At 46.2% G+C, this 20,595-nt stretch carries 20 protein-coding genes and 2 pseudogenes; 13 read left to right on the top strand and 9 right to left on the bottom strand.

The genetic code is table 11. The annotated features are described in order from the left end of the window. Nucleotides 1-114: 114 nt before the first annotated feature. Nucleotides 115-1,077, bottom strand: coding sequence for a glycosyltransferase family 2 protein (locus RIB93_RS20610; protein WP_446375113.1), 963 nt, complete (start codon nt 1,075-1,077; stop codon nt 115-117). A gap of 249 nt (nt 1,078-1,326) precedes the next feature. Next, entirely contained in the window at nt 1,327-2,823 is a 1,497-nt protein-coding gene (locus RIB93_RS20605; protein WP_446375111.1) for a hypothetical protein, read from the bottom strand. A gap of 199 nt (nt 2,824-3,022) precedes the next feature. Here RIB93_RS20605 and RIB93_RS20600 point away from each other — a divergent pair, with 199 nt between their 5' ends. From RIB93_RS20600 to RIB93_RS20570, 7 genes are all read left to right on the top strand, one after another. Beyond that, complete coding sequence (locus RIB93_RS20600; RefSeq protein WP_446375109.1) at nt 3,023-3,922, top strand: NAD(P)-dependent oxidoreductase; 900 nt, start codon at nt 3,023-3,025, stop codon at nt 3,920-3,922. Nucleotides 3,923-4,210: 288 nt separating this feature from the next. Continuing rightward, nucleotides 4,211-5,557: an FAD-binding oxidoreductase gene (locus RIB93_RS20595; RefSeq protein ID WP_446375107.1), complete on the top strand. Its 1,347-nt coding sequence runs from the start codon at nt 4,211-4,213 to the stop codon at nt 5,555-5,557. Between the two features lie 422 nt (nt 5,558-5,979). Further along, complete coding sequence (locus tag RIB93_RS20590) at nt 5,980-6,783, top strand: creatininase family protein (protein ID WP_446375105.1); 804 nt, start codon at nt 5,980-5,982, stop codon at nt 6,781-6,783. 327 nt (nt 6,784-7,110) lie between these two features. Then, nucleotides 7,111-8,709, top strand: coding sequence for a murein biosynthesis integral membrane protein MurJ (gene murJ, locus RIB93_RS20585; protein ID WP_446375103.1), 1,599 nt, complete (start codon nt 7,111-7,113; stop codon nt 8,707-8,709). 162 nt (nt 8,710-8,871) lie between these two features. After that, nucleotides 8,872-9,984, top strand: coding sequence for an AI-2E family transporter (locus tag RIB93_RS20580; protein ID WP_446375101.1), 1,113 nt, complete (start codon nt 8,872-8,874; stop codon nt 9,982-9,984). Nucleotides 9,985-9,991: 7 nt separating this feature from the next. Then, a complete protein-coding gene (locus RIB93_RS20575) occupies nt 9,992-11,674 on the top strand; it encodes a mechanosensitive ion channel family protein (protein ID WP_446375099.1) in 1,683 nt (560 codons plus the stop codon). A 275-nt stretch (nt 11,675-11,949) separates the two neighbouring features. Further along, nucleotides 11,950-12,264 (top strand): (2Fe-2S) ferredoxin domain-containing protein, encoded by a 315-nt coding sequence (locus RIB93_RS20570; protein ID WP_446375097.1) that lies wholly within the window; start codon nt 11,950-11,952, stop codon nt 12,262-12,264. Nucleotides 12,265-12,266: 2 nt separating this feature from the next. On the opposite strand, the gene RIB93_RS20565 is transcribed toward RIB93_RS20570, so the two are convergent. Next, a complete protein-coding gene (locus RIB93_RS20565) occupies nt 12,267-12,941 on the bottom strand; it encodes a response regulator transcription factor (protein WP_446375095.1) in 675 nt (224 codons plus the stop codon). Nucleotides 12,942-13,141: 200 nt separating this feature from the next. Between RIB93_RS20565 and RIB93_RS20560 the strand changes: the two genes are divergently transcribed. Next, nucleotides 13,142-13,450 carry a CPBP family glutamic-type intramembrane protease gene (locus RIB93_RS20560; RefSeq protein ID WP_446375117.1) on the top strand — a complete coding sequence of 103 codons (309 nt, stop codon included), beginning with the start codon at nt 13,142-13,144 and terminating at the stop codon, nt 13,448-13,450. An 11-nt stretch (nt 13,451-13,461) separates the two neighbouring features. On the opposite strand, the gene RIB93_RS20555 is transcribed toward RIB93_RS20560, so the two are convergent. Then, nucleotides 13,462-13,575 carry a WD40 repeat domain-containing protein gene (locus tag RIB93_RS20555; protein WP_446375115.1) on the bottom strand — a complete coding sequence of 38 codons (114 nt, stop codon included), beginning with the start codon at nt 13,573-13,575 and terminating at the stop codon, nt 13,462-13,464. A gap of 70 nt (nt 13,576-13,645) precedes the next feature. Between RIB93_RS20555 and RIB93_RS20550 the strand changes: the two genes are divergently transcribed. Next, a complete protein-coding gene (locus RIB93_RS20550; RefSeq protein WP_446375093.1) occupies nt 13,646-14,443 on the top strand; it encodes an HAD family hydrolase in 798 nt (265 codons plus the stop codon). Nucleotides 14,444-14,633: 190 nt separating this feature from the next. Here the strand turns inward: RIB93_RS20550 and RIB93_RS20545 are convergent, their stop codons facing one another. Both RIB93_RS20545 and asnB read right to left on the bottom strand, forming a co-directional pair. Further along, nucleotides 14,634-15,137 (bottom strand): hypothetical protein, encoded by a 504-nt coding sequence (locus RIB93_RS20545; protein WP_446375119.1) that lies wholly within the window; start codon nt 15,135-15,137, stop codon nt 14,634-14,636. A 25-nt stretch (nt 15,138-15,162) separates the two neighbouring features. Then, a pseudogene (asnB, locus tag RIB93_RS20540) lies at nt 15,163-15,342 on the bottom strand (asparagine synthase B); the annotation flags it as partial. A 453-nt stretch (nt 15,343-15,795) separates the two neighbouring features. Here asnB and RIB93_RS20535 point away from each other — a divergent pair. From RIB93_RS20535 to RIB93_RS20525, 3 genes and pseudogenes are all read left to right on the top strand, one after another. After that, nucleotides 15,796-16,062: a hypothetical protein gene (locus RIB93_RS20535; RefSeq protein ID WP_446375091.1), complete on the top strand. Its 267-nt coding sequence runs from the start codon at nt 15,796-15,798 to the stop codon at nt 16,060-16,062. A 166-nt stretch (nt 16,063-16,228) separates the two neighbouring features. Next, a pseudogene (locus RIB93_RS20530) lies at nt 16,229-16,441 on the top strand (eCIS core domain-containing protein); the annotation flags it as partial. Nucleotides 16,442-16,826: 385 nt separating this feature from the next. Next, nucleotides 16,827-16,997, top strand: coding sequence for a hypothetical protein (locus RIB93_RS20525; protein WP_446375090.1), 171 nt, complete (start codon nt 16,827-16,829; stop codon nt 16,995-16,997). 53 nt (nt 16,998-17,050) lie between these two features. On the opposite strand, the gene RIB93_RS20520 is transcribed toward RIB93_RS20525, so the two are convergent. Beyond that, entirely contained in the window at nt 17,051-17,701 is a 651-nt protein-coding gene (locus tag RIB93_RS20520) for a 2OG-Fe(II) oxygenase (RefSeq protein WP_446375088.1), read from the bottom strand. A 20-nt stretch (nt 17,702-17,721) separates the two neighbouring features. On the opposite strand from RIB93_RS20520, the gene RIB93_RS20515 reads away from it, so the two are divergent. Further along, complete coding sequence (locus RIB93_RS20515; protein ID WP_446375086.1) at nt 17,722-19,674, top strand: ATP-binding protein; 1,953 nt, start codon at nt 17,722-17,724, stop codon at nt 19,672-19,674. Between the two features lie 167 nt (nt 19,675-19,841). Here RIB93_RS20515 and RIB93_RS20510 read toward each other — a convergent pair whose 3' ends face one another. Both RIB93_RS20510 and RIB93_RS20505 read right to left on the bottom strand, forming a co-directional pair. Next, nucleotides 19,842-20,276 carry a type II toxin-antitoxin system VapC family toxin gene (locus RIB93_RS20510; protein WP_446375084.1) on the bottom strand — a complete coding sequence of 145 codons (435 nt, stop codon included), beginning with the start codon at nt 20,274-20,276 and terminating at the stop codon, nt 19,842-19,844. After that, on the bottom strand, nt 20,273-20,410 hold the full coding sequence (locus RIB93_RS20505; protein ID WP_446375082.1) for a hypothetical protein: 138 nt from the start codon (nt 20,408-20,410) through the stop codon (nt 20,273-20,275). The genes RIB93_RS20510 and RIB93_RS20505 overlap by 4 nt, the downstream gene beginning before the upstream one ends. Between the last annotated feature and the right edge of the window lie 185 nt (nt 20,411-20,595).

Here is a 20,595-nt window from a genome sequence, read left to right as displayed (position 1 = left end):
TGTCATTTGTCATTTGTCATTTGTCATTTGTCATTTGTCATTTGTCATTTGTCATTTGTCATTTGTCATTTGTCATTTGTCATTTGTCATTTGTCATTTGTCATTTGTCATTTGTCATTTGTCATTTGTCATTTGTTTGTTATACTCTTCAATATCAGCACGTCGCCGCCGCAGTTGAATATCTTCTAGCAGCTTGCGATTCACCGCCATCAAGTCAGCAATTAATCCAAACATCCACAGTTGAAAGCCAATCAGAATTAAAATGGCGGCGACAATTAAGCTAGGCGCACGACTTCTATCCGGATCAAATACGACCAACCAACGCACGCATAGAATCAACCCTAAACCGAAAGGAAGCGTCCCCAGAACAATGAAGAACTGGAGCGGTTGATAGGTCATGAAAATGCGGACAATAGTAAGAATGGAGCGCTGGATATAAGCGGGAATGCTCTTGACTAAACGGGAAGGACGCAGAAAATCATTAGTTCTAATTGGCACCGAAGCAATGGCGATGTTTTTCTGCCCCGCCTGAATAATCATTTCTAGGGTATAAGTATATTGGCTAAACACATTCAGTTGCAGCGCCGCATTCCGACTGATGGCGCGGAAGCCACTAGGAGCGTCCGGGATATTGGTTTTACTCGCGATTCGGACTACCCAGCTCCCTAATTTTTGCAAAAACTTTTTGGCGGGAGAAAAATGCTTAATTTGCTGGATGGGTCTAGCACCTATGACAATTTCTGCCTGACCCTGTAGAATAGGTTCAATTAATTTGGGGATGTCTGCCGCACAGTATTGATTATCGGCATCCGTATTCACGATAATATCGGCTCCCGCCTTTAAACAGGCTTCTATCCCCGCCATAAACCCCTTAGCTAAACCCTGATTGTGATCAAAGTTAACAATGTGGTCAACGCCACAGGCTTTGGCAACTTCAACCGTTTGGTCGATACTACCATCATTGATAATTAGCCACTCTACTGTATCGACTCCAGGCACTTGACGGGGGAGTTCAGACAGGGTTACTCCTAGAGTCGCTTCTTCGTTGTAACAAGGAATTTGAATGATTAATTTCATTGTGCTTATCGCCAAGACAGTTGAGTCACAACATTAAAATACCGCTCATTGGTGACAACTATTTGCTATTTTCCGGGAAACCTTCTTCCCTTTCCCCTCTCTCCTCTCTCAATACTGCTCGGATAAGCTGTAATTGAATGTTTTCTATGATGTCCGGCAAATCACCCATAATAAAAACTTCTCCCCATCTCCCCCTCACCCCATCTCCCCCTCACCCCTCTGCCTTCTGCCTTGTTTCACCTATTCCGTTTATGCTTTGGCTCTAGCTTGCAGCCAGCCCCAACGCAGTACCCAAACGCCTGCTCCAATCAACAGGGCGGCTAAAAGTCCACCCACCCAAATCGGGATACCCACAGCAGGCAATACCCACCACCATACCGCCACAATATGTAACAGTTGAGCGCTGGTCATCTGGTCACCGGGCGGTGGTTCTCCGACTTGCGCCAGGACATCTCGAATATTTGTACTGAAGGCACTGCTAACCTGGCGATAAGCGGCTCCCCAAGCATTGAATAGGGGCGCATAGCTGGGCGAATCCCATAAGGCTCTGGCTCGGTTGATATATCCTCCCTCTAAGGCTTCGGCATAGTAGCGTTGGAAATACGATACCAGAGTTGGGGCATTGGCGAGGAACCCGAGTACCGTCAAACCAATTAACCACTTCCACCACCTTTTCCCAATCAGGGCGACTAGCGCCATCAATCCTGGAAGTGCGGGAACTAAAAATCGAGGTCCCCAACTCCAGCCGCCAAATTCCCACAAGGAATGGAGTAGCCAATACCCACCGAATATACCCACAATGGCTAAGGCTTCCAGGGGTTTAGATTTGAGCGCGTTGCGGAACCCAATAATTGCCAGAATAGTTGGCGGACAGTACCAGATTAACCCCCCCCCTGCCCCTGGACTCAAGATCAAACCGATGAATCGCTCTAGCATTCCATCCAGGGTAAATTTCGAGGCATTTTGTCCACTGGATAGTAAACCACCAAACCGCAGGTAGTTATACGCCATAAACAGCATGAACCCCATAATTGTACCCAGTAGGGGACCCAGAGCATTCCGTAGGGGATACCGCTTGAGTAGGAGATAGGCGGATAACACTGGTCCAATCACAATACCCGCAGGTTTCGCGGTCAAGGCTAAACCGGAAAGAATACTCGCCCCCGCATGTTCACGACTGGTTTTTCCCAGGGCGAGATATAGACTGGAGGCGGTTATAAAAGAGAGGAGGGGTTCGGCAAAGAACTCTCGCGAATAGACCAAGGCTGTCGTACCCAAGGCAAAACATAAGGCGGCTAAGTACGCACCCGTTCGACTGCTTCCCAAGCGCAATGCCAACAAAGCCACCAGCGATGTGGTTAAAGCGGTTAATATTACTGATACCATTAAGGCACAAACCGCCGATGAATAGTTCGTCGGTATATTGAACCAGTGACCCAAAACCAGTCCAACGGCAACAAAGGGTGTGGCAATAATCGGTAATAAGGGATATCGAATTGAGTAATATTGCCCATCGCGACCCAAGACGCCGGAACCGGGCGGCACGCTAAAATCAAATTCGGTAACTAATGACTGGGAAACATGCAGCATATCATTGCCATCAAAGCCCCAAATCCCCGGTTTGAGAAATGCCAGATAAATCAGCGCGATGCCAATGGATAGGGCGAACGCCATTTTCCCAACCTGCTGATGAGCGAGTTGCTGTTGGGGACGAGTGGACTCTTGAATCTCGCTGGGATTTACCATAGTATTTCTAAAGTATTCTGGTTATTTTTATAAGTTATTTTCTATTCCGTCGGTTTATCCCGTACTGCTTATTTCCTGTCACTTTTCTGGCAAACCAACTCGATGATTGGCGTGAGACTGAGACTCCCCGATTTTCTCTCAAGAGATTCTAGTATGACAAAGGCATGACATCTCTAGCAACTTATCAGAAGCACAGACAATGGAGTCAACAGATATGAATCAACAGATTGCCTTTATCGGACTCGGCGTCATGGGCGGACCTATGGCGGCAAATTGGGCACGAGGGGGTTACGTGGTTAAGGGGTGGAATCGAACCCCTAACCGTCCGGGTGTAGAGATTGCGGCTCAGGCTGGGGTAACGGTGGTGTCTTCTATTCGTGAGGCTGTCGCCTCAGCAGACATCGTCTTTTCCTGTGTGAGTGATGTTCCTGATGTCAAAGAGGTTCTGCTGGGAACAGGAGGGGTTGCCGAATCAGCGCGTCCAGGTACGCTGGTGATTGATACCAGTACGATTGGTCCAGAGGCGGCGCGGGAAATCGGGACTCAACTGCAAAAACATAACTTGCGCTTTTTGGATGCGCCCATTTCTGGGGGTGATATTGGGGCAAAAAATGGCACGCTGACGATTATGGTGGGCGGAGAGGCTAAAGATTTTGAGGAAAGCAAACCGTTGTTAGAGGTTTTGGGCAAAACCATTCGTCTGTGTGGACCGATGGGGAGTGGTCAAGCGGTTAAACTGTGTAACCAGGTTTTGGCGGCGGTTCATGCGGTGGCGTTGTGTGAAGCGATGCAGTTGGCACAGCAGCAGGATATTGACCCGAACTTAATTGTAGAGGTTTGCAGTACGGGGGCGGCTGGGTCTTGGGCGCTGTCGAATTTGGGACCGAAAATTGCGGCGTCGGATTTCCAACCAGGTTTTATGATTAAGCATATCCTTAAGGATTTAAGGTTGGTAGCCGAAACCTTAAATTCATCGCCTCAGGAATTGCCAGGAGTAGAACTTGCTGACCGTTTATTTAAGATGGTTCAAGAGTTTGATGGGGGTAAAGGAGGGGAACAGGGAACTCAGGCAATGATTCGCGCTTATCAAAAGTCTTAGTCCAAGAAAGCAGAAGGTTGCACAATTTGTAGGGGCGGGTTTAGCCACAATTTGTAGGGGCGGGTTTAGCCACAATTTGTAGGGGCGGGTTTAGCCACTAAATTAGATATTTACCGATAAATAAACAACAAAACCCGCCCTCCCCACCGATAAATAAACAACAAAACCCGCCCTCCCCACCGATAAATAAACTATTACACGTTTGGATATGCGGTAAGATACACATTAACGTGAAGCCAAACGCGGCAGTTCATCATTCGTTGTTATTGTTCCCATCCTTAACCAGCAATGACCTCAACTCCTGCCCAATCCTTTGACTGGAATGCCTTAGCCTCGGAATTCGCGGGGATAGAAACGATTACTGAACCGACTCAGGTGGCTAAGTTATCTCTAGACTATTACCATTTCAGTCCGGTGCTGCAACCCCTGTTAGGGGATAAGCGAGGGAATCTGGTGGTACGCCCTCAGACTGAAGCGGATGTGCTACAGGTGGCGCGAATTTGTGTCAAGCACAAAGTTCCCCTGACGATTCGAGGTGCGGGAACGGGGAATTATGGACAATGTATTCCGTTGCAAGGTGGGGTGATTCTGGATACTACGCGGATGAATGGGATTCGCTGGATTAAACCGGGTAAGACTTGTGTGGAACCAGGGGTGAAGTTGGCGGCGTTTGATAAACAGGCGCGGGGAATCGGCTGGGAATGGCGAATGGTGCCTTCAACGTACCGCAGCGCCACGATTGGTGGTTTTATTGGCGGCGGAAGTGGGGGAATTGGTTCAATTAATTATGGGCAATTGCGCGATCGCGGCAATCTTTTGGCGGTGCGTGTGGTTACACTGGAGGACGAACCCCGTGTGATTGAGTTACGGGGAGATGATGTGCAGAAGGTGAATCACGCTTATGGCACGAATGGGATTATTACAGAGTTAGAAGTTCCCCTCGCCCCCACTTATGCCTGGGTAGAAGTTATTGTCATTTTCGATAACTTTATCACGGCTGCCCAGTTTGGTCAGGCTTTAGGTGATGCGGATGGGTTGGTGAAAAAGTTGATTAGTATTCATGCTCATCCCATCCCAACCTATTTTAGTGGATTGAAGCAATATCTACCCGATGGGAAACACTGTGCTTTATTAACGATAGCGGAGTCTTGTTTAGAACCGTTTCAGGAATTAGTGCGGGAGTATGGCGGGGAAATTACCTATCAAAAATCTGCCCAAGATGGGAGTAAAGGCACAAGTTTAGCTGAGTTTACCTGGAATCATACGACATTACATGCTCGGAGTATTGACCCGACACTGACGTATTTGCAAACTTTCTTTTTTACGGTGGAACGGGTGGAGCAATTGTATGATCATTTTGGCGATGAAGTGATCATGCATTTAGAGTTTTTGCGAGTAAATGGTCAAGCGATTCCAGCCGGATTACAACTGGTTCGCTACACCACGGCGGAACGGTTAAATGAGATTATTCGCTATCACGAAGAACAGGGGGCGTTTATTGCTAATCCCCATACTTATATTCTGGAAGATGGGGGACGTAAGACGATTGATGTGGAACAGGTGCAGTTTAAGGAACAGGTTGATCCTTATGGGTTGATGAATCCAGGTAAGATGCGAGGATGGGAGGAGCGATAAGAAAGTTCTTAATTTGTCATTTGTCCTTCGTTTAAACCTGAGTACAAAAGCCAACCCTAAAAATGCCAGTTCAATAATCGAAGCATCGACTACAATTCTGCCAATTGTAACTTTGGCTACTTTTACCTATATAAGGGCGGGTTTTGTTGAGAGGTTATCGGTGAGATATTCTAGAGTGGTTCCTAAACCCGCCCCTACAAATTTTGATTAATTTCCACTAACCTATATAAGGGCGGGTTTTGTTGAGAGGTTATCGGTAAGATATTATAGAGTGGTTCCTAAACCCGCCCCTACATTATCTATGGATTGGGATTATATTATTTTCGTTTAAACGGGGATTGTTTCCTTCTTTGTTACAACTTTTTTTCTTCTGCCATTTGCCTTATAGTTGAATTGGACTAATTTAGAAGCAAAATATTAAAATGCACAGTTTTATTCCCACTGATCGCTTCTTTCCTTATCTTACCTGGAAAGATATCCAAACTATGCCAGATAAGGAAAATGTGGTGATTATTCAACCTGTTGGCGCGATTGAACAACATGGTCATCATTTGCCCTTAGTTGTAGATTCAGCGATTGGTGTCGGGGTTCTGGGTAAAGCTTTAGCCCAACTAGAACCGGATATTCCCGCTTATGCGTTGCCGAATTTATTTTATGGGAAATCGAATGAACATTGGCATTTTCCCGGTACGATTACCCTCAGCGCCCAAACCTTGCTGGCGGTGTTAATGGAGGTGGCGGATAGTATTTATCGGGCGGGATTTCGGAAATTAGTGCTGATGAATTCCCATGGGGGACAACCCCAAGTGATGGAAATTGCGGCGCGAGATATTCATCAAAAGTATGGCGATTTTCTGGTGTTTCCCCTGTTTACCTGGCGGGTTCCCAATGTGGCGAAGGAGTTAATTTCAGCTAAGGAGTTGGAATTAGGAATTCATGCGGGGGATGCGGAAACGAGTTTGATGTTATCCCTATTACCGGAACAGGTGAAAATGGAACGGGCGGTGGCTGAATATCCTCAAGGGTTACCGGAAGATAGTTTATTGAGTATGGAAGGGAAGTTACCGTTTGCGTGGTTAACGCGAGAATTGAGTCAGAGTGGGACATTAGGTGATCCCACACCCGCCACGAAGGAAAAAGGCGATCGCATCTTGGAGTCTTTGGTATCTGGTTGGGTACGGGTAATCCAAGATATCTATCAGTTTCGCCAACCTCAGAGTAAGTAGGGGAATGTGCGATCGCGTCGCTTGTAGTAAGGGCTTTAGCCTATCATCGCAACACCGAAACTATCAACGTAAAATATACATTAAACCTTCAGAAAGGGCGGGTTTTGCCACAAACATTATCAATAGGATTCAAAATTAAATCCCTAAACCCGCCCCTACAGTGACTAAAGGGAACTCCTGACTGATTACCTCTTCCCCACGACTAACTGCTATGACTGGAGTTACACTCTAGTTTCAGACTGTGGGGGATAATTAGTGAGATTTACCTGAAGCGCTTTACCCAATTCAGGATTAAATAGGATAAGTCACCAAAAATAGTAACCTTTCGTGTCTGACAAGCCTAAACCGTCTCGTTCTCTTGCTGGAATTGCCTCGATTGTGGCAATTGCCACCCTGATTAGTAAAATTTTTGGCTTAGTCCGTGAACAAGCGATCGCGGCGGCGTTTGGTGTGGGTCCGGTGGTGAATGCTTATGCCTACGCTTACGTGATTCCGGGCTTTCTGCTGATCTTACTGGGTGGGATAAATGGTCCGTTTCACAGCGCCTTGGTGAGTGTGTTGGCAAAACGGGATAAGTCGGAAGCCGCCCCTCTGGTGGAAACCGTTACCACTCTGGTGAGTGGGATATTGTTGCTGGTGACGATTATCCTAATTCTATTTGCGCCCACCTTTATCGATATCCTCGCCCCCGGATTAGAGGAACCCGCGCGATCGCTGGCGGTGCAACAGTTGCAAATTATGGCACCGTTGGCGGTTCTGGCGGGGTTGATTGGGATTGGTTTCGGGACGCTGAATGCTTCAGATCAATATTGGTTACCCAGTGTTAGCCCGTTATTTTCCAGTTTGGCGGTGATTGGTGGCTTAGGGATATTGGCACTGTATTCTGGGGGACAAGTTAATCAGCCTGAGTATATCCGCCTGGGTAGTATTGTTTTAGCGGTTGGTACTCTGGCGGGGGCAATTTGGCAGTGGGTGATGCAACTGATTGCCCAGTGGCGATCGGGGATGGGGCGGTTACGGTTACGGTTTAATTGGCGGCTTCCAGGGGTGAGGGCGGTGATGCGGGTGATGGCACCAGCGACACTATCTTCTGGGATGTTACATATTAATGTTTATACCGATCTGTTTTTCGCCTCGTTTATCCCCAATGCGGCGGCGGCGATGCGCTATTCCAATTTTATTGTGCTGACGCCTCTGGGAATTATCTCGAATATGATATTGGTGCCCATGCTGCCTGTGTTTTCCCGGTTAGCGGCACCAGAGAATTGGGTGGAGTTGAAAGTGCGGATTCGTCAGGGATTACTGCTTACGGCGTTGACGATGTTACCCCTGACGGCGATTTTTATCTCTCTATCCGTGCCGATTGTCCGGGTGATTTATGAACGCTATGCCTTTGGTGCAGAGGCTTCCCAGATTGTCGCCCCGGTTCTGATGGCGTATGGGTTGGGTATGTTTTTTTATTTAGCACGGGATGTTTTGGTGCGGGTATTTTATGCCTTGGGCGATGGGGAGACACCATTTCGGATCAGTATTGCCAATATCTTTATTAATGGGTTGTTGGATTATTTGTTGGTGAATGCCTTTGCCACACCAGGTTTAGTTTTTGCCACGATTGGCGTGAATATTATTTCGATGAGTTGGCTGTTGTGGGTGTTAAATCGGCGGCTGCATGGCTTACCGTTAGGGGAATGGGGGATAGCGCTGGTGGGTTTGGCGGGGAGTAGTTTTGTGGCGGGATTAGGAAGTTGGGGGGTGAGTTGGGGTTGGCAACGGGTTTTGGGGAGTGGGAATTTATTGCTGCAAGTCTTACAACTGAGTTTGGCGATGTCGGTGGCGTTGGGGATTTTTGCGGTTTTGGTTGCTCGGTTGAAGTTACCGGAAGTGGATATTTTGGTGAGTCGTTTGCGTCAAAAGTTGGGGAAATGAACAGCCGATGTTTGATTATTGGCGGTTGCCTTGTCCGTGTACCAAGTTGCAACAGGGCGATGATTAAAAGCCTTAGACTTAGAGAGAACGTTCTGGAATGAATCCGCTTTAACATTATTATATTGAGTGTTTGTCAACAGTCTTTTAAGCTGAACCGTTGCCATGTCTGAACGGCGGATTGCGATTTCCATTCAAAATATCCTGCTCATTACCGCTACCGTTTTGCTGCTGCTGCTGCTGTGGCAACTCAGTAGTCTATTGGTGATCCTGATGATTGCGGTAGTTCTCGCCGCCACCTTAGCCCCGATCATCAATAGCGCCCAACAGTTGGGAATTCCGCGCTGGTTAGCTGTTCTCCTGGTCTATTTAGGTTTACTGACCATTTTAGTTGGAGTCGGGGTGTTAATTGGACCAACCGTGGCACAGCAAATCCAGCGCCTGTTTCGCCGACTCCCTGACTATCTAGAAGTGTTAGAATCCTTAATCGACCGTTTGGCAGTGCGCCTGGGTATTAGCGAACCCGTCATTAGTCAAATTTTTGATACCCAAACCCTCACCAATTGGGCAATTCGTTCCAGTCAGCAACTCGTTGTCCGATCTTATGGGGTAACGCGGGGGTTTCTGGGTGGTGTTCTCAGTGTGATTCTATCGTTATTTCTATCGGGCTATATGCTATCCGGTGCGGAACGCTTAATTAAAGGGATTGTCAGTTTATTCCCCAAACCCTGGGATGATCGGTTGGCGGCGCAGGTTAAGCCAGTGAGTCGGCGCATGGGTAATTATATCCAGGGACGAGTGTTAGTTTCCGGGATTTTAGGAATTGCGATTACCATTGGTTTAAAAGTTTTGGGGATTACCGAGTTTGCTTTAGGTTTAGGTGTGATTGCTGGGGGAACCAATCTGATTCCTTTTTTTGGTCCGGTGTTGGGGGCGATTCCGGCGTTGATTGTGGCAATTGCCCAAGGAGGGTGGACGTTTTTATGGGTATTCCTCCTGTTTGCGATTATTCAAAATGTGGAAACATACTTGCTTGATCCCCTTTTAGTCGGTTCTTCGGTGAGAGTTCATCCCTTGTATCAATTGTTGGCGGTGGTTGGTGGCGCACAGGTGTTGGGAATTATTGGGGCGTTAATTGTTCCCCCTTGGATAGCTGGGGCGTCTGTTTTGTTAGAGAATCTCTACCTGCAACCCAAACGACAGGCAGAACAGCAAGCCGCAGCATTATCACCACCATCTAGGGAAGAAACTCAAAGCACTCTATCGATGAAAGGTTAATATTAATATGAAGTTCGTTTCTTTTGTCCGGGTGCGGATTGTCCGGACGCTAGTTGTGGCATTTATGGTTGGTTGTTTACTCGCCGTTTTGCCTAGTTTAGCTCAAAACAATTTCAATCAAATTAATTCAAATCAAACTAATTCTACCGCACCGATTATGCTGGATGGGCGCAATGTTTTTGAAGTGACTCCATCTGAACAATACAGCGCCCAAGAACGAGCTGAGTATGTGAATCAAGTTCTCCAAGAACTGGTGGAAACGGCGGAAACTCCGATAAGCGTTGAACTCACTTCTCAAGACAAAATACCCGTAATTAAGATTGATGGGCAGCATTTGGTTTCTGTAACGTCAGATGATACACCAGAAGGAAGAAGTCCTCAAGAACAGGCAGAATTTTGGCGAAAAAAACTGCAAACGGTTATTCAAAAGGCACAATATGAGCGCACACCAATCTATTTGATTCAAGCTACCTTGCTCTCAATGGGTTGCGTCTTACTGGCGATCGCATTGAGTTGGCTACTTGGTAAGCTTTGGTGTGATTGGCTGAAACCGCAGTTAGATAAAGAGGCGGCGGAGTCAGCCCCCCTAGAGAGAACCAAACAGGCGAACAGCCCCAAATTCGCCGGACAAGTTCTGCTGACACTCATCCGCTGTGCTATCTGGGTGTATGCACTGATTTATATCACTACCCAGTTTCGCCAAACCCGACAATTAAGTCGCATCCTTACTGATACTTTAATTGCTAGTTTAACCTCAGACATTATTCCCTTAGGAGATAACTCCTATTCGGTGTTGAAGTTATTAATCCTGATCAGCTTATTTGTCGGGCTGATTATTCTGGCAAAAGTGATTAAACAAGGCTTGCGATCGCGGATTTTACGGTTCACGGGTTTGAGTCGTGCAGCACAGGAAACCATTGCGATTATTTTCAATTATGCCTTTATTTTTATCAGCAGCCTTGTCTTACTCCAGTTATGGGGTTTAGATATTAGTTCCCTCACCGTATTTGCGGGTGTGTTGGGGGTGGGTATTGGCTTAGGATTGCAAGGAATTGCCAAGGAGTTTATTAGCGGCTTGGTTTTAATCTTTGAACGTCCTATTCAAGTTGGTGATTTCGTCGATGTGGGCGGCTTGATGGGAACGGTGGAATATATTAGTGTTCGCAGTACCGAGATTAAAACATTGGATGATGTTTCGATTATTATTCCTAATTCCAGATTTTTGGAATCGGAGGTAATTAACTGGTCGCATCACAGTGCAGTATCCCGATTAAAGATACCTGTGGGCGTGGCGTATGGGTCAAACCTAAAGACAGTTAGGTCTGCTTTTATTGATGCGGCAAAAGAACATAGTGATGTTCTACCTCAACCGATACCCAGAGTTTTTTTTAAGGGATTTGGTGATAGTTCTCTCGATTTTGATTTGTTGGTTTGGATTAGTGAACCTCGCAAGCAGTTCCAAATTAAGAGTGACCTTTATTTTCGGATTGAAGTAATTCTCCGCCATCGCGGTGTGGAAATTCCCTTCCCCCAACGGGATCTTCATGTTCGTTCTGGGAATTTACCGGTCGATATTTCTCCGCAATTAGTCGAATCATTAGCACAACTCTCCCAGAGTTTGGCAAAGTGGCTCGATCAACAACCAACGGCTAATCCACCACAAGATGGTAATGGTCATGGTAAACATTAACTGTCATTTGTTAGTTTTTGATCAGGCAATTCTACAGGACAAGCTAAAAAAATCTGGATACAGTTTGATTACAGCTTACCTATCCCAGTAAGCTTTAGCTTACTTGAGCTTTCAGCCGGAAATTTATTTCCCGGCTATACTTGTATAGCAACCGCCACAACGGTTAGGACACTAAACGTGCATTGACGCAATAAGCGGCATTCATCTGATGTCCTAATGATCCTGGCGACTGCTATAAAATAAAAAAGAACAGGTAAAACTCAATTTAATCATCCGTGGCAACCGACTCCCAAAATAATACACCCAAGCAAGTTTTAGTTTGTCAACATCGTTCCTGTCAAGCCGAAGGTTCAGCCGATGTCTTGGCGGCGTTTGCGGAAATGGCTGAGGATACAGACTTTAAGATCAAAGGCACAGATTGCCAAGGACAATGTAGTTGTGGTCCGACGGTGCGCGTTGTACCGGAAGAAACTTGGTATTATCGGGTTCAACCCAGTGATGTCCGCCGGATTGTGGAACAACACCTGAAAGAGGGGAAGCCCGTTGATGAAAAGCTGAATCCTCGAATTCATCTAAGGTTTGGCTTTTGAGATTATTCGCGCAACACATAACCAACCCCCCGAACCGTTTGCACCAAGCGCTTCTCGCCATTGGCTTCCAGTTTCAGGCGCAAATAGCGCACGTAGACCTCAATGATATTGGAATCCCCCATAAAATCATACCCCCAGACTCGTTCCAGGATTTGGTCACGGGTGAGAACCTGGCGAGGATGGGAGAGGAGATAATCGAGTAAATCAAACTCCTTCGCCGTCAGTTCAATTAGGCGATCGCCTCGATAGACTTCACGGGTAGAATGGTTTAAGCTTAAATCAGCAAATTGTAGGGTATTCGGGTCTTCCTCCTGATTCCGTCGCAGATGCGCCCTGACTCTGGCTAACAACTCCTCCACGCTAAAGGGTTTCACCACATAGTCATCCGCACCCGCATCCAACCCCGCCACGCGATCGCTCACTTCATCCTTAGCCGTTAATAATAGTATTGGCACCTTATCCCCTGTACTTCGCAGACGGCGACAAATCTCTAATCCCGATACTCCCGGTAGCATCCAGTCGAGAATCAGCAAATCCGGCTGCGATTCCCGCGCTGTCGTTAAACCCGCTAACCCATCCAGCGCCACGCTGACTTGATATCCTTCATATTGCAGTTCCAGTTCGATAAACTTGGCGAGTTTTGCCTCATCTTCCACAACTAAGATATGGTGCGTCATTGGTTGGACTTGGAGATTGTGAAAATACTACTATAACTAGGGCTTGCTGAATCAGCATTACTAAGAAATATTAACAAGCGTCAAATTGCTCTCCGGGAGTTATGGTGATAAGGAAAAGTTATTGAATTTGGTCAAAGGCTTGCTGGAGAAGGATTTTCCTGTTCCCTGTTCCCTTCTTTTTTCCCTGTTTTGCCGAAGAGCTGCTATTTCGCGTACTACCACTTCCCAGCAAAACCAGTAATAGTCCAATAAAAAGCCAATTAATTATGGCTTTTATCAGCATAGTTGTTTATGTTGTGGCTCATCCTATCTTTGCCTTTTTAGTTTACAAAAAAGCTTTCGGAGTTTTCACGAATCCCGGTTTTCTGTTGTCAACGCTAATTTTAGGAATCACCTTGACAATTTCCTACTGGCACTCTCGCTCAATCTGGTCTCCTGTTGTAATTCATTGGATTGTTGTTATCGTTTGGCTACTTATATTCGATGGATATTCAAAATTAGATTTATAGTGTCTGGAATACTATTCCAATTTCGGTACGCGCCAGAGTTTAATGGTTTTATCTGCACTCCCACTGACTAACGTCTGCCCATCCGGACTAATGACTACATCATTGACAAAGCTAGAATGTCCGATTAAAATTTATATCGAAACTGCTAAGATGTAAAAAACTGTTTCTTTCAAAAGCTGAATTGAGTAACATTTTATGAGTGGTGTGACTGCCTACGACTGGCAAGCACCGCCGTGCGATCGCTCCCACAGAAATAGCCCCTCTGTAGCGCCACTGACGGTTTTCTGCGACTTCGACGGACCAATTGTCGATGTCTCTAAGCGCTATTACACCACCTACAAGCTAGCACTGGCGGATACGCGATCGGCTTATCAAGCCCAAGGAATCACGTTACCGATTCAACAACTTGAACCCCAGCAGTTTTGGGAAATGAAACAGGATCGGGTGGCGGATGAGGAAATTGCCCTGCGATCGGGGTTACAAGGAGAAGAATTTGACGTTTTTATAGCACGAGTTCTAGAAATTGTCAATCAGCCCTTACTGTTACATCTGGATAAGTTGCAACCTGGGGTGCGGTGGGCATTAGCCAGACTCCATTCTCAAGGTATCCGGCTGGTATTGGTGACGTTGCGCTGTCAGGAACAAGCGACACAAATTTTGAGAAATTACGGGTTGACTCGTCTGTTTAGTGGAATTTATGGAACTTACGACGATCAAGCCGCCTATCGAAATAATGTTGAACTCAAGCAGCAACGTTTAGCACAAGCCCTCACCGAACAAGTCTGTTTTCCGCGACAGCCGCAATCAGCCTGGATGATTGGTGACACGGAAGCAGATCTCCTCGCCGCCCAAGCGGTATCTATTCCTACCGTGGCGCTGACGTGTGGGATTCGTTCCTATCGTTATCTCCAGCAGTTCCAACCTACTCACACTTGTCATGATTTACTGACGGCGGCTGATTATCTTTTAGATATGATTAAGCGTGAAAGCTAAGTCAGCTAAGTCGTGGCTCGGCACAGCTTATTTGATGAATTAAATTCGGCTTGTAGTAGGGGCTTCAGCCCTGGATAATGAGTTAGCACGCTGATTGAATCCACCCCTTTTATGCTACTCAAGATCAAAGTGGTAAATGGGGAAATCTATAACCATATCGAGTTGCGATCGCACTTAAGAGAAAGGTAATCTAAGCCCCATTCGTCTCTTCTAGCGAATCCCAATAGGGCGCACCGTTCTTATCATAGATAATCACATGACCATTATCCTGCACAATCAGTTGACTTGGTGGGTACTGTGAACCAAATTTCTGACTAGACCAAGTTGCATGACCTGGTACATTGAAGACGACTAACTTTCCATCTGATTGTTGCAAATGGCATTGGTAAGCAGGAGGATATAAATGGCTGTTGGCTTGCCACAAAACCCTCATATTTGGCTTGTCTTTATTTTCATAATGTACGAGATTTGAATTTGTCAGATAGCAGAAGGAGTAAACTCCGTTCGCTGATGTTAGACATTCACCCGGTTTGAGAACTTCACCAGAATTCAAGGTGTCGCGTGTTCCTGAAGCTGAAGGTGAGGCGGCACTGAGATTGGTTAAGTCTTGGAACTGAGGATGCCAAGGGGTATTGGGGTGAGCCAGAAGGGAGGCGAGAGTGGACGCGAAGATCAGTTGTGATGCGAAAGTCATGGTTTTCTCGTAATTGAGAGCGTAACTCAATATGGTTGTAAATTTCCCCGTTGACTACCACACACATCGTATGGTTTTCATTCCAAATCGGTTGTCCTCCTCCAGGGATATCAATAATCGAGAGTCTGCGATAAATCAACCAAAGTGGCGGTGAGTTCACGACTTGCTCATCATCGGGACCACGGCGTCGCAATGGTTGCCCCATTTGGGTCAAATATGCCCAATCGTGTTGGGGATGTTGATCATCTTGGAAATTAATAAATCCGGCAAATCCACACATGACAACGGCTCATCAACGCTAAATTCTGGGGTGTCTAAATCAGTTGTGAACTAGCAATTCTTACGGGGCATGGGTTTGAGTCCCATTTATTTTCACAAATCATTTATACAAATTTCCCCGCTTCCTCTCTTCCTCTGTATCCTGATTAGGTCGGTTGACTGGACAAAAAATTCGGGCATCACATCTGGCTATAATGCCTTTTTTGATCATCATACAGGAAGGAATTCAGGCAGATACGATAATTATCTAAATTGTTTTAATTTTTGTAAAGTTATACAACTAAAGACTTGCACAAATCAGACAATTCCCTTAGCCTTACCCTATTAACTATTGAACTGTAAGTAGCAAAGTATTTTAGTAACATTCTGGAGAATAGGCATGAAATCACGGGCATCAAGATCGAAAGGAGACTCAAGGAAAACAAGTCGCCAAGAGAGCAGCAAAGGCAGTAGTGCGACCAGTTCAGCATCCACCCCAGCCAAATCAGACACCAAATCTTCAGAGTCCAATGGTTCTCTGCATAGCCCAGGTTCCATGACCGATAATGTCTCTCAGACACTCCAACAAAAAGCGAATCAAGGGGCTTCCTTAGACCGACGCATCGCGACAGCGCGAATTGATCGAGTGGTTCCACCCAAACCGTAATCTCCCTTGTTGATCTCAGCCTGTTGTACCCAGCGTGCGATCGCGCGGATCGCAGCGCCATAGGCGATCGCAACTCAATGGTAAATCCATAGGATTATGAAGGCACACCGATCAAAAAATGACTCAAGAACCGTGACGCGCCACGAGAAGAACAGCAGCAACTCGCGAGCAGATGCAGGAAGCTTTTGGAGTAGATTTTAGCAGTGTGCGAATCCATACAGACACTAATGCCCAGGCGTTGAACGATGCCATTGAAGCGGAGGCGTTTACTACTGAGCAAGATATTTTCTTTAACCAAGGAGCCTACAATCCGAGTAGTACAGACGGAAAAAGAATACTCGCTCACGAGTTAACCCATGTCATACAACAAACGGGCTAAAGTGGTTCAGTTTTTATCAATTTATTTTATCAATTTATAGGACAAAGAACTTGATTGAGCCGGACAATTCATTTAGGAGGATAACTATCCTAGATATCGAAAGTCGAAAATATAATCATTAGCTTGTAAATTAGTCACACTTTGGAGAATAATCATGAAATCCCGCGCATCAAGATCGAAAGGAGACTCAAGGAAAACAAGTCGCCAAGAGAGCAGCAAAGGCAGTAGTGCGAACAGTTCAGCGTCCACGTCTTCAAATTATAGTTATAGTGGTTCTCTGCATCGCCCAGGTTCCATGACCGATAATGTCTCCCATACACTCCAACGAAAAATTAATCGAGAGGCTTCCTCAGACAGACAAAGCCCAATAGATCTAGCTAATAGTATGATTCAACAAGCAAGCGCGAAAAATGTTTTGCAAGAACAGTTAGAAAAGTTAAGCGCGGAGGCGAATTTAGAGACCCAAGCAAGAATGTTAGAGACCCAGTTAGAGACCCAGTTAGAGACCCAAGCAAGAATGAAGGAAGCTGGGGAGAAAAGGGGGAGAAAAAATTAAATTAGAGCTCGCTGCGAGCAGTATTGCAGAAGAGCCAATCTGTCTCAATACCTTTATGACAAAAACCAGCTCACAATCGTATATCTTTCGCCATGGGTAACCGGTTCAACCTCATGCATAAGATTTGAAGGAAAAGCGATCAATAAACCCGTTTCACTGTTTATCGGAAAGCCCCACTCTGCCCAACGCGGATCTTTAAGCAAACCATAGAATACCAATGCCCCCCCACCATAGCCATCAGGGTGAGGTTCCTTTACTTCTTCATTCAGAAATATAACAATAGACACTCGACGCTTTTGTAACAGCTCGGGTGCATCCGTTTCCATGTTACTATCCTGGTGGGCTATATAAAAACCACCCTGACTGTAAAACAAGAAATTTACTCCTTCACAGGCAGTGAGTGCTACAGAGAAATGACTCTCCAATCTGGGCTTAAGCGCCATTAAACGGCGTTTGACCAATAATTCTGTCGATTCTGGAACTCGAGCATACTCAGTTTTGCGGACTGTCTCATCTACAACCCAATTTTCATCATCACGAACCTCTCCTGATTCCCAATCACTCGTTGAGCGGACTTGCTCTCGAATTCTCCGGCATAGTTCAGCATCAAAAAAATTCTTGACGACGAGTAATCCACAACGAGTGAAGACGCTTAATTTATCGGTAGATTGATCAATGCTTCTTTGCTCACTTATGTTGTTCATGTATCGTCTGCCTTACTACTATGGAAACATCCCTAATGTCGCTCTGGCGACTGGAAAACTTTAACAATCTGCTTCATGACCTTGAGCGTATCCGTCAATATCTGCAAAATACCCTTGAAGGAAAAGAACAACCTCCACTCGAACCCAAACCGTTTTCACCATCCTATACCCTAGATGTACTGTGTCAACGATTCGCTCTCTCCTCATTTGAACGGGATGTCCTGCTTCTGTGTCTGGGGTTTGAAATCGAGCCTGCTTTTGCCGAATTATTTGCCAAAGTTCATGGCGATGCTCAAAAAAATTATCCCACGCTGGCATTTTGTCTGTCCTCCTTACCCGAAGCCAGTTGGTCAGTCTTGTCGCCTCTTTCCCCCTTACAGTCTTGGCAATTAATCGAATTATCTGCCAGTTATCCGGCTTCTCTTTCTCGTATTACTCTAGATCAACGCATTCTCTGTTATCTCTTAGGCGAAGACGCCGATGATCAGAAATTGGCAGGTATTGTCAGTACGGTACCGAGAGCGATCGCGACTCTGGTTCTCTCTCCCTCTCAAGAACAGATTGTTGAGCAATTAGTCGCCAGCTTCACAGAATCCTCCCCCGACACTTGTGTGTTACAACTCTCAGGTGGGGAATTGTCCGCCAATTATCGCATGGCGTTAGAAATTGCCACTCGCTTAGGCTATAGCTTACAGGTCATATCAGCGGATTCCCTTCCCTCCGAACCCCAAGAACTCCTGACTATCAAACAACGCTGGGAACGAGAAGCCTGGTTAACCAGTAGCTTTCTGCTAGTCGATTGTGATCACCTCTCGGACAATGAGTCCTCATCTGTTTCTATGTTTGTGGAAAATCTGCGGACTCCCGTGCTATTGAGTGGCAGAGAACGGCTCAAAACCAAACTCTATCCGGTCCACTGCTTTGATGTTCCCCCCCTCAGTTCACAAGAACAGCGGGTCATTTGGTCAACTCATCTGGGTGCCTACAGCAACCCCCTCAACGGACATCTCGATCGGCTCGCCTCTCAGTTTAACCTCAGCTCCTCCTCCATTCAAGCCGCCAGCGATCGCTACAAAACTGCCGCCTCAGTCGCGGACAATGGGCAAACGCCTGCCAACCCTAACCTATTATGGGATTACTGCCGTCGCCAAGCCCGTCCTCGTCTGGATGACTTAGCTCAACGCCTCAACTCTACTGCCGTCTGGGACGATTTAGTGATTCCTGAACAACAGCGCCAGATTCTGGTGGATATTGCCACCCATCTGAAACACCGCGCCAAAGTTTACCAAGATTGGGGTTTTGCGGATAAAGGGAGTCGCGGCTTAGGCATCAGTGCCCTGTTTTACGGCGCAAGCGGTACGGGGAAAACCATGGCTGCGGAAGTCCTAGCGAATCTCTTTCACCTTGACCTCTACCGCATTGACCTCTCGGCGGTGGTGAGTAAATATATTGGCGAGACGGAAAAAAACCTACAGCGTATCTTTGATGCTGCTGAAACGGGTGGGGCAATTTTACTCTTTGATGAAGCGGATGCAATTTTTGGCAAACGCACCGAGGTTAAAGATAGCCATGACCGCTACGCGAATGTAGAAATTAGTTATTTGTTGCAACGGATGGAAGCCTATCAGGGACTTGCTATCCTCACCTCCAACCGGAAAGAAGATATCGATACTGCCTTTATGCGCCGGATTCGGTTTGTGGTGCAGTTTCCCCTCCCCGATGCCGCCTCCCGCAGCGAGATTTGGCAGCGTATCTTCCCCCCACAAACTCCGACCCAGGGGCTAGATTACCAGAAACTGGGACAACTCAATCTTCCTGGAGGCAATATCCGTAATATTGCCCTGAATGCGGCGTTTCTAGCGGCTGATGCCGATGAACCCGTGATGATGAAACATTTGCTGCAAGGGGCGCAACGAGAATGTTTCAAGTTGAAGCGATTGCTGAGTGATGAAGAAACCAGAGGATGGACGTGAACTACCCGTATTTCTGATATACTCCCGACGTTGCTCTAAAGGGACAACACGGGCTTCTTACCTTTGCTTCTAGCGTTGAGGATGAAAGAGTGCGATCACCTCACAGCAAGGATACAAACCATAACCCAAACCCGATTAAGACTCTAGACATCACGTTCATGCGATCGCTACCCCTGCCATTCCTCAACTGTCCAATCTGCCAACTCTAAACCTGGCACTCTAGCAAAATCCCGTTGATTGCGCGTAACCACTATCCCTTTCACCGAAAGAGCGATCGCCGCAATTTTTAAATCCTGTGTACCAACACGTATTCTTTGACGAACTAATTCTGCATAGCAATCGCCAGCTTCTTGGGTAAAATCCAGCAAATTAATCGTACTAAAAAAATCCCATGTATAGCGTAATTTAGCATAAGCCGATACCAGAGACTCTGCTGAAGTTGCTCTACGAATTTGATTTAGTCGTCCATAAATTTGCTCTTCAAGAGTAATCGTTGTCACCGCCATTTTTTGCGGATCAGTGGCATTGACTCGTTGCATCACCAGCGGATGTTCTCTCTGAAAAAGAGACAGATGATCCGTGTCTAAAATATACCGAATCAATGAACCTCTTCCTCAGCATCAAGTTGATGGTAATAATTCTCCTGTTCCTGATCAAGCTCATGTCGATAGGTGGCGATATCAGCTAACACCGCCTCAAAGTCAGGATCATCTTTGAACATTCCCGCAAACTTCATCCAAGGATGCTCCGGTTTAGGCAAGTCGATCTCTAAAGAAACAATGGCTCTTCTAGAGTAATTATGATAAATTACCTGTAAAGAAAAACAAATAATTGAAATATTTTTACACTCAAAGTTGCTTTGAGTTCCTGCTGTACCTTGATTTGAGGTCAGCTTTTATGATATAAAGTATTCTGAAAATG

The sequence above is a fragment of the Coleofasciculus sp. D1-CHI-01 genome, assembly GCF_040218875.1.
In the GTDB taxonomy this organism is placed as follows: Bacteria; Cyanobacteriota; Cyanobacteriia; order Cyanobacteriales; family Coleofasciculaceae; genus Coleofasciculus.
Note: the sequence above shows the minus strand (reverse complement) of the source record. Positions and strands in the feature narration are given on the sequence as shown.

Coding starts and splice junctions, on each gene's coding strand:
- RIB93_RS20535 (WP_446375091.1), top strand. CDS start 15,796: ATGAAATCACGGGCATCAAGATCGAAAGGAGACTCAAGGAAAACAAGT.
- RIB93_RS20545 (WP_446375119.1), bottom strand. CDS start 15,137: ATGACTTTCGCATCACAACTGATCTTCGCGTCCACTCTCGCCTCCCTT.
- RIB93_RS20600 (WP_446375109.1), top strand. CDS start 3,023: ATGGAGTCAACAGATATGAATCAACAGATTGCCTTTATCGGACTCGGC.
- RIB93_RS20595 (WP_446375107.1), top strand. CDS start 4,211: ATGACCTCAACTCCTGCCCAATCCTTTGACTGGAATGCCTTAGCCTCG.
- RIB93_RS20565 (WP_446375095.1), bottom strand. CDS start 12,941: ATGACGCACCATATCTTAGTTGTGGAAGATGAGGCAAAACTCGCCAAG.
- RIB93_RS20580 (WP_446375101.1), top strand. CDS start 8,872: ATGTCTGAACGGCGGATTGCGATTTCCATTCAAAATATCCTGCTCATT.
- RIB93_RS20525 (WP_446375090.1), top strand. CDS start 16,827: ATGATTCAACAAGCAAGCGCGAAAAATGTTTTGCAAGAACAGTTAGAA.
- RIB93_RS20515 (WP_446375086.1), top strand. CDS start 17,722: ATGGAAACATCCCTAATGTCGCTCTGGCGACTGGAAAACTTTAACAAT.
- RIB93_RS20505 (WP_446375082.1), bottom strand. CDS start 20,410: ATGAAGTTTGCGGGAATGTTCAAAGATGATCCTGACTTTGAGGCGGTG.
- RIB93_RS20590 (WP_446375105.1), top strand. CDS start 5,980: ATGCACAGTTTTATTCCCACTGATCGCTTCTTTCCTTATCTTACCTGG.
- RIB93_RS20550 (WP_446375093.1), top strand. CDS start 13,646: ATGAGTGGTGTGACTGCCTACGACTGGCAAGCACCGCCGTGCGATCGC.
- RIB93_RS20575 (WP_446375099.1), top strand. CDS start 9,992: ATGAAGTTCGTTTCTTTTGTCCGGGTGCGGATTGTCCGGACGCTAGTT.
- RIB93_RS20610 (WP_446375113.1), bottom strand. CDS start 1,077: ATGAAATTAATCATTCAAATTCCTTGTTACAACGAAGAAGCGACTCTA.
- RIB93_RS20520 (WP_446375088.1), bottom strand. CDS start 17,701: ATGAACAACATAAGTGAGCAAAGAAGCATTGATCAATCTACCGATAAA.
- RIB93_RS20605 (WP_446375111.1), bottom strand. CDS start 2,823: ATGGTAAATCCCAGCGAGATTCAAGAGTCCACTCGTCCCCAACAGCAA.